The sequence below is a fragment of the Zunongwangia pacifica genome (genome assembly GCF_023499215.1).
GTDB lineage: Bacteria > Bacteroidota > Bacteroidia > Flavobacteriales > Flavobacteriaceae > Zunongwangia > Zunongwangia pacifica.
This window is the reverse complement of sequence record NZ_JAKHSK010000006.1, coordinates 36,929-53,315: the sequence shown is the minus strand read 5'-3', so window position 1 is coordinate 53,315 and position 16,387 is coordinate 36,929. Positions and strand designations below refer to the sequence as shown.

The window sequence follows — 16,387 nt, the reverse complement described above, 5'->3', positions numbered from 1 at the left end:
ATCGGCCTGAAAGATTGTGTGGAAATTCAGATTTTTTGAATTTACACAGTTTTTCAGGCTTTTTTATCTCTAATCAATACTAAATAGCAAATGATACTAATAGCAGATGGTGGCTCTACAAAGTGCGACTGGATATTAATGGATTCCACCGGAGAAAAGATTTTTAAAACAAGAACTAAAGGATTAAATCCAGCCGTATTTCCAGAGATAGTATTAGAACAACGTATAGAAGAAAACCCAGACCTTAGAGAAGTAAAAGATAAGGTAGAAAGAGTTCATTTTTTTGGTGCAGGTTGCGGTACAGAGAAGCCTAGTAAACTTTTAGCCGGAATTATTGCTAATTTCTTTACCAATGCCGATGATGTAATGGTAAAAGAAGATATGGTCGCTGCGGTTTATGCTGCTACTACAGAGCCCGGGATCGTTTGTATTCTAGGAACAGGATCTAATTCATGCTATTTTGATGGAGAAAATATTCATCAGGCCGTAGCTTCTTTAGGATATATCTTAATGGATGAAGCCAGTGGTAATTACTTTGGGAAAAGACTTATACGTGATTACTACTACAAAAGAATGCCGCCAGAACTTGCCGTTAAATTTGCAGAGAAGTTTGATGTAGGCAGTGACGAGATAAAAAGAAATATCTATCAAAAAGAAAATCCAAATACCTATTTAGCTTCTTTTGCTGAATTTATTTTTGCAAACGAGCGTAATGGATACTTCTATAAATTAGTTCATGAAGGCTTAACAGATTTTGTACATTCTCGTGTACTATGTTATCCTGAATGTCGTACTACACCGGTACACTTTATAGGTACAATTGCTTATTTTAGTGAAGATATCATTAGAGCAGTTTTACAGCCTTATGGTATCGAGGTAGGGAATATTGTAAGACGCCCTATAGATGCTTTAGTAGAGCACTATCGTAAGAATGTGTTAACTGTTTAGGCTACAGTTATTAAAGAAATATTTACTACATTTAAGGAAATTGTCTTTAAATGCTGGTAAAAGTTTATGGTAGCGCTGTTTTTGGTGTAGAAGCCACAACCATTGCGGTAGAGGTTAATATCGATAAAGGAATTGGCTATCATTTAGTAGGATTGCCAGATAATGCGGTTAAGGAAAGTAGTTTTAGAATTGCCGCAGCACTTCAGAATAACGGATTTAAGTTTCCGGGAAAAAAGATTATTGTAAATATGGCTCCGGCCGATCTTCGCAAAGAAGGATCGGCTTACGACCTTACTTTTGCAATCGGTATTTTGGCCGCCTCTGGCCAGATTAAAGCCGAAAATGTTTCAGAATATATTATTATGGGAGAATTATCCCTTGATGGAAGTTTACAACCCATCAAGGGAGCACTTCCTATTGCCATAAAAGCCAAGCAAGAAGGTTTTAAGCATTTTATTCTACCGCAACAAAACGCCAAAGAAGCAGCTATAGTTTCAGACTTAAAAGTTTATGGCGTAAATAATATCAGAGAAGTCTGTGATCATTTTGATAAGGGAGTAGCGCTTCACGAAACCATCATAAATACTCGGGAAGAGTTTTATAATCATTTAGATCATCCAGAACATGATTTTGCAGATGTTAAAGGTCAGGAATCTATAAAACGCTGTATGGAAATTGCCGCAGCAGGTGGCCATAATATTATTTTAATAGGCCCGCCAGGTGCCGGTAAAACCATGCTGGCAAAAAGATTACCCAGTATTTTGCCGCCAATGACCCTGCATGAGGCACTCGAAACTACCAAAATACACAGTGTTGTTGGGAAAATTAAAGATCATGGGCTCATGGCGCAACGCCCGTTTCGTAGTCCACATCACACAATTTCAGATGTTGCGCTGGTGGGTGGTGGAGCTTATCCGCAACCGGGAGAAATTTCGCTTTCTCATAACGGCGTTTTATTTTTGGATGAACTTCCCGAATTTAAGCGTAGTGTTTTAGAAGTAATGCGGCAACCGTTAGAAGATCGGGAAGTAACGATTTCCAGAGCTAAATTTACGGTCACGTATCCTTCCAGTTTTATGCTGGTGGCGAGTATGAATCCGAGTCCCGGTGGTTATTTTAATGATCCCGATGCTCCTGTCACGTCTTCACCGGCAGAAATGCAACGTTATTTAAGTAAAATTAGCGGTCCTTTGCTGGATCGCATTGATATTCATATTGAAGTTACTCCGGTTCCGTTTGATAAACTTAGTGAAGAAAGAAAAGGTGAAAATAGCATAGAAATTCGAAAGCGGGTAACTAAAGCCAGAGAACTGCAAACCCAACGTTTTGAGGAGTACGAAAATATTCATTATAACGCCCAGATGGGAACCAAGCAGATTTCGAAATTCTGTAAATTAGATAGCACTTCAAAAAACTTGCTAAAAACGGCAATGGAACGTTTAAATCTTTCAGCAAGAGCTTATGACCGAATTTTAAAAGTTTCCAGAACTATAGCCGATTTAGAAGCCTCCGAAGGAATAAAATCTGCGCACATTAGCGAAGCCATTCAGTATCGCAGTTTAGACAGAGATGGTTGGCTGGGATAAATGTTTTCTCTTTTTAGGAAGACCTTTAAATTTTTGTAATTATTTTTTGATAAATTGTTCTTGAATTTTCAATCCATCCCAATACATGAAAAAATTAGTGCTTGTTTTTGCAGCTTTTAGCCTTTTTGGTTGTAAAAATGAAACCGCAAACGATACTGCCAATCCTAATGAAACGTCATCGGACTCCTTGATAGATATAGATACGATAACGGAGACCATAAGTCCTGAGGAGACTATAAATTTTACGCTTGAAGAAGCAAATAAGCTGGCAGAACTTCCTTTAGCGTGTGTTGGTACAGAATATCCTAACAAGTTAAGTCAGACCCTAGAAAATGCCGAGGCTTTAGGAGAACCAAAAGAGTTACATCCCGCGTTTTATGGCTGCTTTGATTGGCACAGCTCGGTACATGGGCATTGGTCGATGGTGGCTTTACTTAAAAAATTCCCAAATCTTAAAAAAGCAGAGGAGATTCGTCAAAAATTAGAACAATCTTTATCGGCTGAAAATATTAAAGCAGAAGTAGCTTATTTTAAGCGTCCGCAGGAAAATAGTTATGAACGGACTTATGGTTGGGCCTGGCTTTTAAAGCTTGCTGAAGAAATTAAAACATGGGATGATCCTTTAGCAAAACAATTAGATAAAAATCTACAACCACTAACTGATTTGATTGTGTCCCGATACTTGGAATTTCTACCTAAACTAAAGTATCCAATTAGGGTAGGAGAACATACCAATACTGCATTCGGTTTGAGCTTTGCTTACGATTTTGCAGTAACAACACAGAATGTGGAACTTGAGGAATTAATTTCTAAGCGGGCAAAAGATTTTTACTTAAAGGATGATGACTGTCCCATTTCGTGGGAACCTGGAGGCTATGATTTTTTGTCTCCTTGTTTAGAAGAAGTCGATATTATGCGAAGAATTATGCCTAAAAATGCATTTTTTCTTTGGATAGAAGATTTTATGCCTGCACTTAACAAGAAAGATTTTTCAATAGAAGTAGGTGAAGTGTCTGATCGAAGTGATGGTAAACTAGTTCATTTAGATGGCTTAAACTTTAGTCGAGCCTGGGTTTTTTATGGTTTGGCAAACAATTATCCAGAGAAATTCGGCCATTTAAGATCTCTTGCCGATAGCCATTTAGCCTATTCGTTCCCTAATTTGGTGGGCGATGCTTACGAAGGTGGTCACTGGCTGGGGACTTTTGCGATTTATGCCTTAAGTCAGGATAAAAAGTAATTTGAAGCATTCTCTAAAAGAATTAGGCCCCGGAATATTAGTTTCTGCTGCTTTTATTGGCCCTGGAACGGTAACCGCCTGTACATTGGCAGGCGTTAATTTTGGCTATTCCTTACTTTGGGCATTATTACTATCTATTTTTTCTTGTATCATTTTGCAAGAAATGGCTGCCAGGTTGGGCGTTGTTTCACAAAAAGGCCTAAGCGATAATATTCGATATGAACTCAAAAAACCGGTTTGGCGATTGGTAGCACTGGCGCTTATTTTTTCAGCAATCGTTATTGGTAACGCTGCTTACGAAGCCGGTAACATTACCGGGGCCGTTTTGGGGTTACAAGCCGTTTTTGGAGGGCAACATGTAAGTTTATTTAATTTAGAAGTAAATATTTGGAGTATTGTTGTTGGCGCTATCGCTTTTGCGATTCTTTGGATAGGGAATTATAAAGTGTTGGAAAAAGTCTTTATAGCACTGGTCATTTTAATGAGCCTGGCTTTTATCATTACTGCGATTGCCGTAAAACCTGATATTGCTAAAATTTTAAACGGATTTATACCTTACGATATTTCTACCGGAATTCTGGGAGTGATCGCTTTGGTTGGAACCACCGTAGTGCCTTATAATTTGTTTTTGCATGCCTCGCTGGTTAGTGAGAAGTGGAAAGATAAAAAGTATCTTAAAACGGCTAAAATCGAATTGATTATTGCTATCGTCTTGGGCGGCATTGTTTCTATGGCGATTTTAATTTGCGGTGCCGCAGCTGGATTAGATGATGTAAGCAATGCGCTAGATCTGGCTGAAGGTTTAAAACCTGTTTTTGGCGATTATGCCTCCTGGTTTATGGCCATTGGCCTTTTGGCTGCGGGAATCACCTCTTCGATTACGGCTCCGCTGGCAGCAGCTTACGTGGTAAAAGGATGTTTGGGATGGAAAACCAATTTAAAATCGACTAAGTTTAAAGCTGTTTGGGCTTTTGTCTTGATTTTGGGTGTTTTTTGCTCTTCTTTAAAAATTCAACCTATACAATTAATTCAATTTGCGCAGATCGCAAACGGAATTTTACTGCCGGTAATTGCCATTTTCCTATTTTGGGTAGTCAATAAAACGTCGGTTTTAGGAGATTATAAAAATTCCTTACTTCAAAATATCTTTGGAGCATTGGTTATCGCTATTGCCATCTTCTTGGGGGTAAAATCAATTTATACCGTGTTATAAATTAGTGGTTCAGATCTTCAAATCTATCACTAGCAAAGGCTTATCATTTATTTAGTACTTTTTTGCCGAAAAAACTTTATTTTACAATTTCTAGTAAAATGAAATTATGAAAGAGATAGATATTAATTGCGATCTTGGTGAAGGTGGCGATTACGATCATTTGTTAATGCCTTTAATTTCTAGTTGTAATATTGCCTGTGGTGGCCATGCCGGTGATCTGAGAACGATGGAAAATACAATCAATCTCGCCATCAAAAATAATACGAATATTGGGGCACATCCTTCGTATCCCGACAAAGAAAATTTTGGGAGAAGATCAATGGAGGTTTCTTCTGAAGCTCTTAAAAGAAGTATCCGGGATCAGTTACTATCGTTACAAAATATTGCCATAGAAAAAGGAACAAAACTGCATCATGTAAAACCCCATGGGGCATTGTATAATGATGCTGCAAAAGATGAAAAAATAGCCCAAATTATTGTGGAAAGTTTATTGGAAATTGAGGATGATTTTAGTCTTTTTGTACCAATCAATTCTGTGATTTCTGAAGTGGCAAAAGGAAAAATAAATATCATTTTTGAAGCTTTTGCAGATCGAAATTATGAGGCAGATTATTCATTAGTGAGCAGGGCTGAACCCCATGCCGTAATCGAAGAAAAAGAAGCAGTTTTTAAGCATGTTTTAAGCATGTTTCAGGAGCAAAAAATAATCGCCAAAAGTGGCCAATATTTACCTTGTGATGCCAATACTTTTTGTTTGCATAGCGACACTAAAAATTCAGTTGAAATTCTACGATTTTTACATCAAAGATTTTCCGAAGAAAATATAAAGATCAAGAATACATGAGTAGGGATTTACCACAAATTTCTCCCTTGGGAGATAACGCTATTTTAGTTCAGTTTGAACAAATTATTAGCGAAAAATTGTTGGATAAGGTATTGTTTTACCGAAATTTGATTCAGCAACTATATGTTGAACAAAAGGTTGAGGTGATTAACACATATAACTCGATATTAATTAATTACTTTGTTGCTATAGAAGATGTTTATAGTGATGTTAAAGCGATAAAAGAGGTATTTCAGCAGCACAATAATACGAAAATTTTAGAAAGCAGCGTATTCGAAATTCCAGTGTGTTATGATCTGGAATTTGGGATCGATTTAGAGCTTATCGCGAAGGAGAAAAACCTGCAAATTTCAGAGATAATTTCTTTACATACGCAGCCAGAATATCGGGTTTATTTTATGGGTTTTTTACCAGGATTTTTATACCTGGGAGGCTTAGATAAAAAACTTCAGATTTCAAGAAAATCACAACCCCGAATGAAGATCGAAAAAGGGGCCGTTGGCATAGGCGAAAATCAAACCGGAATTTATCCAAAAGTGAGTCCTGGTGGTTGGCAAATTATTGGTAATTGTCCGATTAATTTTTTTAATAAAAATACCCAAATTCCTGCCCAAATTTCAGCTGGAGATTATATCAAATTTAAAAGTATAGATCGTACCGAATATGATTGTGTAAAGCAGCAGGTGGAACAGGGAAAATTTCAACTAAATAAACAAAAACGAAATGGGTGAAATGAAGGTTTTGCAACCAGGACTTTTTAGTAGCATTCAGGATTATGGAAGATTTGGAAATATGGAATTTGGCGTTCCTGCAAGTGGGGTAATGGATCGATACGCGGCAAGAACCGCTAACCTAATGTTACGAAATGATGCTAACCATGCGGTACTGGAAATAACCATGATGGGGCCAAAATTAGAATTTACGGCAGTGACAAAAATTGTGATTTCTGGCGCTTATCTTTCCCCAAAATTGAATAATGAAGAGGTAGAAAATAACACGATCCTTGAAGTCGCTAAAGGTGATATTTTAAGTTTTGGAAGAAGAATAATAGGCTGCCGGGCTTATCTCGCTATCTCGGGAGGTTTTACTACCGAAGAAATTTTGGGAAGTAAAAGTTGGTACGACGGAATTAGTAAGCATGAAAAACTGCAAAAAGCGATGGCGATATCTTATAAAGAAGATCTGGCAACGAAAATTAAAACCAACGCTATTCTAAAATTTGATGAAGATTATCTAAAAACAGACAAAGTTGAAGTTTATGAAGGTGCAGAATTTAAGTTCCTTTCAGAAACACAAAAAGAACATCTTAGGAATGCTATTTTTAGCATCGATCAAAATAACAATAGAATGGCCATCCAGTTGCAAGAGCAATTACAAAATGATTTAAAACCAATCATTACCGGTCCGGTGGTTCCAGGGACAGTTCAGCTAACTCCGTCAGGAAAATTGATAGTTTTAATGAGGGATTGTCAAACTACAGGTGGTTATCCAAGGGTCTTGCAGTTATCAGACAAAGGCATAGGAACTATCGCCCAAAAGTTAACGAATGAAAAAGTGAAGTTTTGTTTTAAGAAATCCTTATAATAAAAAAGTGCCGACTAGACGTTCAACGAAGTAACAAAGACCCTACTCAGAATTACTTCACATTCTATCGACACTTTTTTGCCCCAAAACACCTTAGCTAACTAAAATGATAAGTCAAAAGTAATTTAAAAGATCCTGATAGCAAAGGGGAAAAACACCCCTTTTTTGAATAAAATTTTTTGAACGGCCTAAAAAATAATTGTAATTTTATCTTAAAATTAATTTAAGTTTAAATATTTGATTACCAAGTAATCTACGAAAAAACTGCTTCCTTGTAAAACAAATGTAAGTGGCTGTACTACAGGAGGTGATATATTGAAAGTAAGGTTGTAAAAAAGAAAGCTATTTTTTATAAAAATAACCGTCAAGCTATATTCAAGATTAATATCTTAATCAATGCAATTAGTAGACGATTATTTTATAGAACTGAATACATTTTCAAAATCTTTAAACATTGACGTTATAGGGTTATGATGATTTATCAGCGTTGCTAAAAAGGCTTCAGATCGCTTTTCCAGACTTAACGTTATTAAAACAAATTTTACCATTAAAGGTGAAATATTTGCGATCTATTTAAAAGATAGGCTGGTAATTTTTAAGATTTTACAGTTGTCCTTTTCTAATATTATTCAATATTTTAGATTGAAATTATGGAAAGTTGATTTTAAATGTATTGATAATGAGTTTATTGTAAAATATAAGAACGATGACCTAGGATTTAGGGATGAAAATAGTAGTCGAAATAGTGGGTGTTGAACATAGAAATTAAAACAAGACTGATTAATTGGCAATATTAGCTAGAATATTTTCCCGATCGTGGAACTTCTATATCTTTGCGTATCCAAAATAATCTATTCAATCAATCAAATGACGAAATCGATAGTAATCGTCGATGATCATCAACTTTTTGGGCAATCTTTAAAAGGATTGGTCGATTCTTACGATGGTTATCGCGTTAAAGCAGTTTATAAAAACGGTAAAGAACTTCAGGATAATTTAGGAAAAATGGATTTACGTCCAGATCTTATTTTATTGGACGTTCGTATGCCGGTAATGGATGGATTACAAACCATGCAATGGCTTAAACAAGAATTTCCCAAGCAAAAAGCTATGGCCTTAACCATGGAAGATGATGAAGAAATAATCCTAAAAATGCTTAGCTATGGGTGTAGAGGATATCTACTTAAGGATATCGATCCTAACCGATTTAAAACCGCTATAGAAACTGTTATTGAAACCGGCTATTATCTTGATAAAGAATTAATGGACGAAATGGGGAAAAAAGGACAGGCAAAAGAACAATTTTCTGAGCGGGAGATTGAATTTCTAAAATATGTTTGTACAGAGATGACGTATAAACAGATTGCTGCTGAAATGAGTCTTAGCCCAAAAACAATCGACGGATACCGAGAGAGCCTTTTTGTTAAACTACAAATTAAAAGCAGAGTTGGCCTTGCTGTTTATGCCATTAAAAATAATTATTACTCTATCTAATATTCCCGGTTTTTAGCTTCTTTTTTTGAAAATCTAATTTTTTAGATAGTATCTTCGTTTTCAGAATTAAACATGGTTTATAGAAGATGGAGACACCTACAATAGAGCTTAGGAACTTAAAAGTTCAGGATTATAAAGAGCTGAAAGTTTCGATGATAAAAAGTTACAGTGGTATGCCAGATGATTACTGGAGCGCTGCTGAAATAAAAAACCTGATCAAGAAATTTCCAGATGGACAGTTTTGTATTGTAATCGATAATAAAATTGCCGGTTGCGCCCTTTCTATCATCGTAAATTACGATAAGTTTGACGATAATCATACTTACGATGATATTATTGGGGGCGAAAATTTTTCAACCCATACTAAAAATGGTGATGTTCTTTACGGTATAGATGTTTTTATCCATCCGGAGTATAGAGGCAAACGCTTAGGACGCCGACTTTATGAAGCTCGTAAAGAATTATGTGAACAACTGAATTTGAAGTCTATAATTTTTGGTGGTAGAATCCCAAATTTTGCCCAATATGCCAACGAGCTTACACCCAAAAAATATATCGACAAAGTTAAACTACAGGAGATTCACGATCCTGTGCTATCATTTCAGCTTTCTAACGATTTTCACGTAAAAAAGGTGATTAAAGGATATCTTTCTGGTGATCATGAGAGCAAAGAATACGCTGTTTTGATGGAGTGGAATAATATTTATTATACCAAACCTCAAAAATTGATAGAAAGTACCAAAACGGTAGTACGTTTAGGCCTGGTACAATGGCAAATGCGTTTGTTTAAGAATTTTGACGCTCTGGTATCACAAATCGAGTTTTTTGTAGATGCCGTTAGTGATTATCAAAGCGATTTTATTCTTTTTCCTGAATTGTTTAATGCGCCGCTTATGGCCGAGTTTAATCACTTAAATGAAGCTGAAGCCATTCGGGGACTTTCCACTTATACCGATAAATTGTTAGAGGTTTTTATCGATTTTGCGATTAATTATAATATCAATATCATCACCGGAAGTATGCCGCAGGTAATAGGTGAGCATATGTATAATGTAGGCTTTTTATGTCGTCGCGATGGGAGTTATGAGCGATACGAAAAATTACACATCACTCCCGCTGAAGAATCTGCCTGGGGAATGAAGGGGGGTACCAAACTGCAAACATTTGATACCGATTGTGGTAAAATTGGAGTTTTAATTTGTTACGATGTAGAGTTTCCTGAGCTTCCAAGACTCTTAGCGGAAGAAGGGATGAATATCTTGTTTGTGCCATTTATGACCGATACCCAAAATGGGTATTCCAGAGTTCGAATTTGTGCACAATCCCGCGCGGTAGAAAACGAATGCTATGTGGCCATTGCAGGGTCTGTGGGAAACCTGCCAAAAGTTAATAATATGGATATTCAATACTCACAAAGTGCCGTGTTAACGCCATCTGACTTTGCTTTCCCGGTAAATGGGGTAAAAGCGGAAGCCACTCCAAATACTGAAAGTACCTTACTGGCCGATGTAGATTTAGATTTACTGAAGGAATTACATAATTTTGGAAGTGTGCGGAACTTAAAAGATCGAAGAAAAGATCTATATTCTATAAAACTGAAAAAATAGATAAAAACACGAGCTTCTTAAAAAAATATGCTTAAGTTTATCACATGAATTTAAAGAAACAATACACTATTTCTTCAATTATCGAGGTCATTTTCATTTTGAAAACCTGACCCTGTAGAAGATGTGTATAATTTATATAAAAAAAGCCATCTCTCAGGATGGCTTTTTTTATGCTTTGTAATAATTTATAAGATGTCGTATTTCCTTTAAAACAAGAGGTATTTTAAGAATAATAATGATGTTAATGTTAAATCAATAAAAAATTAAACGTTTTTTGATAGTTTCAGCAGTCGTAAAAAAGAAGTGTTTAAATTGTTGTAAATCAATATTTTATACTGTTAAATATGTCGTTGAAAACAATTAAGCAATCTTAGCTAAAAAACAGAGGCATTTTGAAGGCGGTAATTTTATCTAACGAGACGAGAAAAATTAGTAATGAATAACAAGTATAGTAGTATTTTAACCCAAAGTGATTCCCAGCCGGCATCACAGGCCATGCTTCATGCAATAGGCTTAACTAAAGAAGATTTTAATAAACCATTTGTAGGAATTGCCAGTACAGGATACGAGGGTAATCCTTGTAACATGCATTTAAATGATCTTGCAAAACTGGTAAAAGAAGGAACGCTTTCTGCGGACCTTGTGGGATTAATTTTCAATACTATTGGGGTAAGTGATGGTATTTCTATGGGAACACCGGGAATGCGTTTTTCACTGCCTTCACGCGATATTATAGCAGATTCTATGGAAACTGTTGTAAATGCCATGTCTTATGATGGATTGGTAACGGTGGTAGGTTGTGATAAAAACATGCCGGGCGCTTTAATGGCGATGCTACGTATAAACCGGCCTTCAGTTTTAGTTTACGGCGGAACAATCGCTTCAGGTTGTCATAATGGTAAAAAATTAGATGTTGTTTCAGCTTTTGAAGCCTGGGGGGCGAAAGTAAGTGGTGATATCGATCAGGAAGAATATGATAGTGTGATCGAAAAAGCTTGTCCCGGTGCAGGAGCCTGTGGTGGTATGTATACTGCAAATACAATGGCATCTGCAATAGAAACACTGGGAATGTCTTTACCTTATAACAGTTCTAACCCTGCGGTGGGCGAAGAGAAAAAAGAAGAAAGTGTAAAAGCCGGTGAGGCGATGAGACTTCTTATAGAGAAAGATCTTAAACCTAGAGATATTGTAACTAAAAAGTCACTGGAAAATGCGATAAGATTGCTTACGCTACTTGGTGGTTCTACAAATGCCGTACTACACTTTTTAGCGATTGCCCGTTCAGCAGAAATCGATTTGGGGATAGAAGAGTTTGGAAAGATTGTAGATAGCACACCATTTTTAGCCAATCTAAAACCAAGCGGTAAATATGCTATGGAAGATATTCATAGAATTGGGGGAATTCCTGCCGTTCAAAAATTCATGTTGAAACATGGTTTGCTGCATGGAGATTGTATGACTGTTACCGGAAAAACCTTAGCAGAAAATCTGGCCGATGTTCCAGATTTAGAAGAAGGTCAGGACGTTATTTACCCAATCGATCAGCCCATTAAAAAAACAGGTCATATCAGGATTCTTCATGGAAATTTGGCAGAAGAAGGTGCTGTGGCAAAAATTACCGGGAAAGAAGGACTAAGCTTTACAGGAACAGCAAAGGTTTTTGAAAGTGAATACGAGGCGAATGATGGTATCTCTGAAGGAAAAGTGAAGAAAGGTGATGTAGTGGTCATTCGTTACGAAGGGCCAAAAGGAGGTCCCGGAATGCCAGAAATGCTTAAACCTACTTCAGCAATTATGGGAGCGAAACTGGGTAAAGATGTAGCTTTAATTACAGATGGTAGATTTTCTGGAGGAACCCACGGTTTTGTAGTGGGGCATATTACTCCTGAGGCTCAGGAAGGCGGTATGATCGCTCTATTAAAAGATGGGGATAAAATTACCATTAGTGCAGAAGATGATTCTATACATGTAGATCTTACTGATGCAGAAATAGAAGAAAGAAGAAAAAACTGGAAAGCACCGGCTTTAAAATTTAGCAAAGGTGTTTTATATAAATATGCGAGAACAGTTTCATCGGCATCTAAAGGATGTGTGACCGATGAGTTTTAAATTGGTGAATTATGGAAGTAAAAACAGCTAGTTTCGAAAAAACATCGGCAGATACTTCAATGACGGTTTCTGGAGCAGAAGCGGTAATTAAGTGTTTGTTAGAGGAAGGCGTAGAGACGATTTATGGTTACCCTGGCGGTGCCATTATGCCGGTGTATGATGAATTGTATAAGTACCAGGATAAAATTCACCACGTCCTTACCAGGCATGAGCAGGGAGCTACTCATGCTGCACAGGGCTATGCTCGCGTAAGCGGTAAAGTAGGGGTGGCCATGGCCACATCTGGTCCCGGAGCGACCAATCTTGTCACCGGGATCGCCGATGCTCAAATAGATTCTACACCCTTAGTGTGTATTACGGGACAGGTAGGATCACATCTTTTAGGAAGTGATGCCTTTCAGGAAACCGACATTGTAGGGATTTCGACCCCTATTACCAAATGGAACTATCAGGTAACCAGAGCTGAAGAAATTCCAGAGGTGATTGCAAAAGCTTTTTACATCGCAAAATCCGGTCGTCCCGGTCCCGTATTAGTAGATATTACTAAAGACGCTCAATTTGCTTCTTTAGAATTCAATTATAAAAAATGTAGCGGAATCCGCAGTTATAAGGCAAATCCTGAGGTGGATTTAATCCAGATAGAAAAGGCGGCAGAGGCCATCAATTCAGCTAAAAAACCAATGATCGTTTTTGGTCAGGGTGTAATTCTTGGAGGTGCCGAGGAGTTATTTAAGGAGTTTGTAGAGAAAACAGGAATTCCTGCAGCATGGACCATTTTAGGACTTTCTGCATTGCCTACCAAGCATCCTTTAAATGTAGGAATGGTTGGAATGCACGGAAATTATGGGCCAAATATCCTTACCAACGAGTGTGATGTCTTAATTGCCATTGGGATGCGTTTTGATGATCGTGTGACCGGTAATTTAGACCATTATGCAAAGCAGGCGAAAGTAGTGCATTTAGAAATTGATCCTGCCGAGATTAATAAGAATGTATATGCCGATTTTCCGGTTTTAGGAAACGTAAAGGAAACGCTCAAGGCACTTATGGAACTGGTAAAGCCAAATTCTCATAAAGAATGGCATAACAGATTTAAAGAATTATATAAAACTGAATATAAGAAGGTGATCAGCCGAAATCTTGATGTCAATAAACAGGATTTAGGAATGGCTGAGGTTATTCAGGAAATTAATATAAATACTGAAGGTAAAGCAGTAATCGTATCAGATGTAGGGCAGCATCAAATGGCAGCCTGTCGTTACTCCGATTTTACACAAACCAGAAGTAACGTAACCAGTGGTGGTTTAGGTACTATGGGATTTGCTTTACCAGCCGCTATCGGAGCCAAGATGGGAGCACCAGAAAGAGAAGTGGTGGCTGTGATAGGTGATGGAGGATATCAAATGACCATTCAGGAATTAGGGACTATTTTCCAGACTAAAGTACCGGTAAAAATCGTTATTCTGAATAACGGATTTTTAGGAATGGTAAGACAATGGCAACAGCTGTTTTTTGACAGAAGATACGCTTCTACCGAAATGACCAATCCAGATTTTGTAACGATTGCAAAAGGATATCATATCGAGGCCAACCGGGTTACAGATCGTACGCAACTTAAGGATGCAGTAAAAGCGATGATCGATCACGACGGCCCATATTTCCTAGAAGTAAAAGTAGAACAGGAAGAAAATGTGTTCCCAATGGTACCAACTGGGGCATCAGTTTCAGATATAATTTTAGAGTAATGGAAAAGAAAAATTTCACAGTTTCGATATATACTGAAAATAATTTAGGACTGTTAAGCCGAATTGCGGCAATCTTCCTAAAAAGACATATTAATATAGAAAGTATTACCGCTTCGCCAAGTGAGGTGCCAGAGGTGATGCGTTTTATTATAGTAGTTGAGGTTACCGAAGAACAGATCAAGAAAATAGTGGGGCAAATTGAAAAGCAAATTGAAGTAATTAAAGCTTTTTATCACACCGCTGAAGAAATGATCTATCAGGAAACGGCTCTATATAAAATTAAATCTTCAGAGTTTTTAGACGATTTAAATGTGCAGGCTTTTATTAAAGCAACAAACGCACGTATAGTTACCGTTACCCCAAAATTCTTTGTAATCGAAAAAACCGGTAAGCGCAATGAGGTAGACGAACTTTATGAAACTTTAAAGCCTTATGGGCTGATGCAGTTTGTACGTTCAGGAACCATTGCGGTAACCAAAAATGAAATGCCAATAACAGGAATCTTAGAAAAATTTAATACAACAAATTCAATATCATGACAAACTATTTTAACAGCCTTTCTTTACGAGAAAAATTAGCCCAGCTGGGGACTTGCAGGTTCATGGAACTAGATGAGTTTAGTGATGGAGTGGCTGCATTAAAAGATAAAAAAATAGTTATTGTAGGATGCGGATCTCAAGGTCTTAATCAGGGACTAAACATGAGAGATAGCGGTCTTGATATTTCTTACGCACTTAGAGAAGGAGCGATTAAAGAAAAAAGACAGTCTTACAAAAATGCAACTGAAAACAATTTTACAGTTGGCACTTACGAAGAGTTAATTCCATCAGCAGATTTGGTGATTAATCTTACGCCCGATAAGCAACATACCGGGGTAATTAATGCCATTATGCCGCATATTAAAAAAGACGGAGTGCTTTCGTATTCTCATGGTTTTAATATTGTTGAAGAAGGGATGCAAATAAGAGAGGATATTACCGTTATCATGGTAGCTCCTAAATGTCCCGGTAGTGAGGTAAGAGAAGAATATAAAAGAGGTTTTGGTGTACCAACACTAATCGCTGTACATCCTGAAAATGATCATTTAGGTATTGGTCTGGAGTGGGCTAAAGCCTATGCTTATGGTACCGGTGGACATAGAGCCGGAGTGCTTCAATCTTCTTTTGTAGCTGAAGTTAAATCTGATTTAATGGGAGAACAAACCATTCTTTGTGGACTGCTTCAAACAGGATCGATCTTAAGTTTCGATAAAATGGTTGCAGATGGAGTAGAACCTTCTTATGCAGCCAAATTAATTCAGTATGGATGGGAAACGATTACAGAAGCCCTTAAGCACGGTGGTATCACCAACATGATGGATCGTCTTTCTAATCCTGCAAAAATTAAAGCTTTTGAAATTTCAGAAGAATTAAAAGAAATTATGCGCCCGCTTTTCCAAAAGCACATGGACGATATCATTTCTGGAGAATTTAGCTCTAGGATGATGAGAGACTGGGCAAACGACGATAAAGAATTATTAGAATGGAGAGCCGCTACCGGAGAAACTGCCTTTGAAAAAACCGAAGCTTCTGAAGAAGAGATTTCAGAACAGGAATATTTTGATAAAGGAGTATTAATGGTTGCTATGGTAAAATCTGGCGTAGAGCTGGCTTTCGAAACTATGGTTGAAGCAGGTATTATTGCAGAATCTGCGTATTACGAGTCACTACATGAAACTCCGCTTATCGCCAATACCATTGCCAGAAAGAAATTGTTCGAGATGAACAGAATTATTTCTGACACGGCAGAATACGGTTGTTACCTTTTTGATCATTCTTGTAAGCCACTTATCAAAGATTATGTAAATGGCTTAGATAAAGATTTTATTGGTCATGCTTATGGAACTGAGGAAACCGGAGTAGATAATCTTGAATTAATTGCTGTAAATGACGCGCTAAGACAACATCCTGTAGAAATAGTAGGAGCTAAGCTTAGAAAAGCGATGACAGCAATGAAAAGAATACATGAATAATTGATG

The 16,387-nt window shown here is 37.1% G+C and carries 13 protein-coding genes; all 13 read left to right on the top strand.

Annotated features, from left to right (window positions below):
- Positions 1-90: 90 nt before the first annotated feature.
- The 13 genes from L1967_RS05715 to ilvC all read left to right on the top strand — a co-directional run bounded on the left by L1967_RS05715 (position 91) and on the right by ilvC (position 16,381).
- A complete protein-coding gene (locus tag L1967_RS05715; protein WP_249600767.1) occupies positions 91-948 on the top strand; it encodes an N-acetylglucosamine kinase in 858 nt (285 codons plus the stop codon).
- Between the two features lie 50 nt (positions 949-998).
- The gene (locus tag L1967_RS05710; RefSeq protein WP_249600766.1) at positions 999-2,534 is read left to right on the top strand and encodes a YifB family Mg chelatase-like AAA ATPase; all 1,536 of its coding nucleotides are present in this window, start codon (positions 999-1,001) and stop codon (positions 2,532-2,534) included.
- 85 nt (positions 2,535-2,619) lie between these two features.
- A complete protein-coding gene (locus tag L1967_RS05705) occupies positions 2,620-3,774 on the top strand; it encodes a DUF2891 domain-containing protein (protein ID WP_249600765.1) in 1,155 nt (384 codons plus the stop codon).
- Position 3,775: 1 nt separating this feature from the next.
- Positions 3,776-4,987 carry an Nramp family divalent metal transporter gene (locus L1967_RS05700; RefSeq protein WP_249600764.1) on the top strand — a complete coding sequence of 404 codons (1,212 nt, stop codon included), beginning with the start codon at positions 3,776-3,778 and terminating at the stop codon, positions 4,985-4,987.
- Positions 4,988-5,093: 106 nt separating this feature from the next.
- Positions 5,094-5,831: a 5-oxoprolinase subunit PxpA gene (pxpA, locus tag L1967_RS05695; protein ID WP_249600763.1), complete on the top strand. Its 738-nt coding sequence runs from the start codon at positions 5,094-5,096 to the stop codon at positions 5,829-5,831.
- On the top strand, positions 5,828-6,562 hold the full coding sequence (gene pxpB / locus L1967_RS05690) for a 5-oxoprolinase subunit PxpB (RefSeq protein WP_249600762.1): 735 nt from the start codon (positions 5,828-5,830) through the stop codon (positions 6,560-6,562). The genes pxpA and pxpB overlap by 4 nt, the downstream gene beginning before the upstream one ends.
- Before the next feature lies 1 nt (position 6,563).
- Positions 6,564-7,415, top strand: a complete 852-nt coding sequence (locus L1967_RS05685) for a 5-oxoprolinase subunit C family protein (RefSeq protein ID WP_249600761.1) — start codon at positions 6,564-6,566, stop codon at positions 7,413-7,415.
- A gap of 867 nt (positions 7,416-8,282) precedes the next feature.
- On the top strand, positions 8,283-8,909 hold the full coding sequence (locus tag L1967_RS05680; RefSeq protein ID WP_249600760.1) for a response regulator transcription factor: 627 nt from the start codon (positions 8,283-8,285) through the stop codon (positions 8,907-8,909).
- An 86-nt stretch (positions 8,910-8,995) separates the two neighbouring features.
- A complete protein-coding gene (locus L1967_RS05675; protein WP_249600759.1) occupies positions 8,996-10,516 on the top strand; it encodes a bifunctional GNAT family N-acetyltransferase/carbon-nitrogen hydrolase family protein in 1,521 nt (506 codons plus the stop codon).
- Positions 10,517-10,951: 435 nt separating this feature from the next.
- Positions 10,952-12,625: a dihydroxy-acid dehydratase gene (gene ilvD, locus L1967_RS05670; protein ID WP_249600758.1), complete on the top strand. Its 1,674-nt coding sequence runs from the start codon at positions 10,952-10,954 to the stop codon at positions 12,623-12,625.
- 11 nt (positions 12,626-12,636) lie between these two features.
- Positions 12,637-14,370 (top strand): biosynthetic-type acetolactate synthase large subunit, encoded by a 1,734-nt coding sequence (ilvB, locus tag L1967_RS05665; RefSeq protein WP_249600757.1) that lies wholly within the window; start codon positions 12,637-12,639, stop codon positions 14,368-14,370.
- A complete protein-coding gene (ilvN, locus tag L1967_RS05660) occupies positions 14,370-14,909 on the top strand; it encodes an acetolactate synthase small subunit (protein ID WP_249600756.1) in 540 nt (179 codons plus the stop codon). The genes ilvB and ilvN overlap by 1 nt, the downstream gene beginning before the upstream one ends.
- Positions 14,906-16,381: a ketol-acid reductoisomerase gene (gene ilvC / locus L1967_RS05655; protein WP_249600755.1), complete on the top strand. Its 1,476-nt coding sequence runs from the start codon at positions 14,906-14,908 to the stop codon at positions 16,379-16,381. The genes ilvN and ilvC overlap by 4 nt, the downstream gene beginning before the upstream one ends.
- Positions 16,382-16,387: the final 6 nt, after the last annotated feature.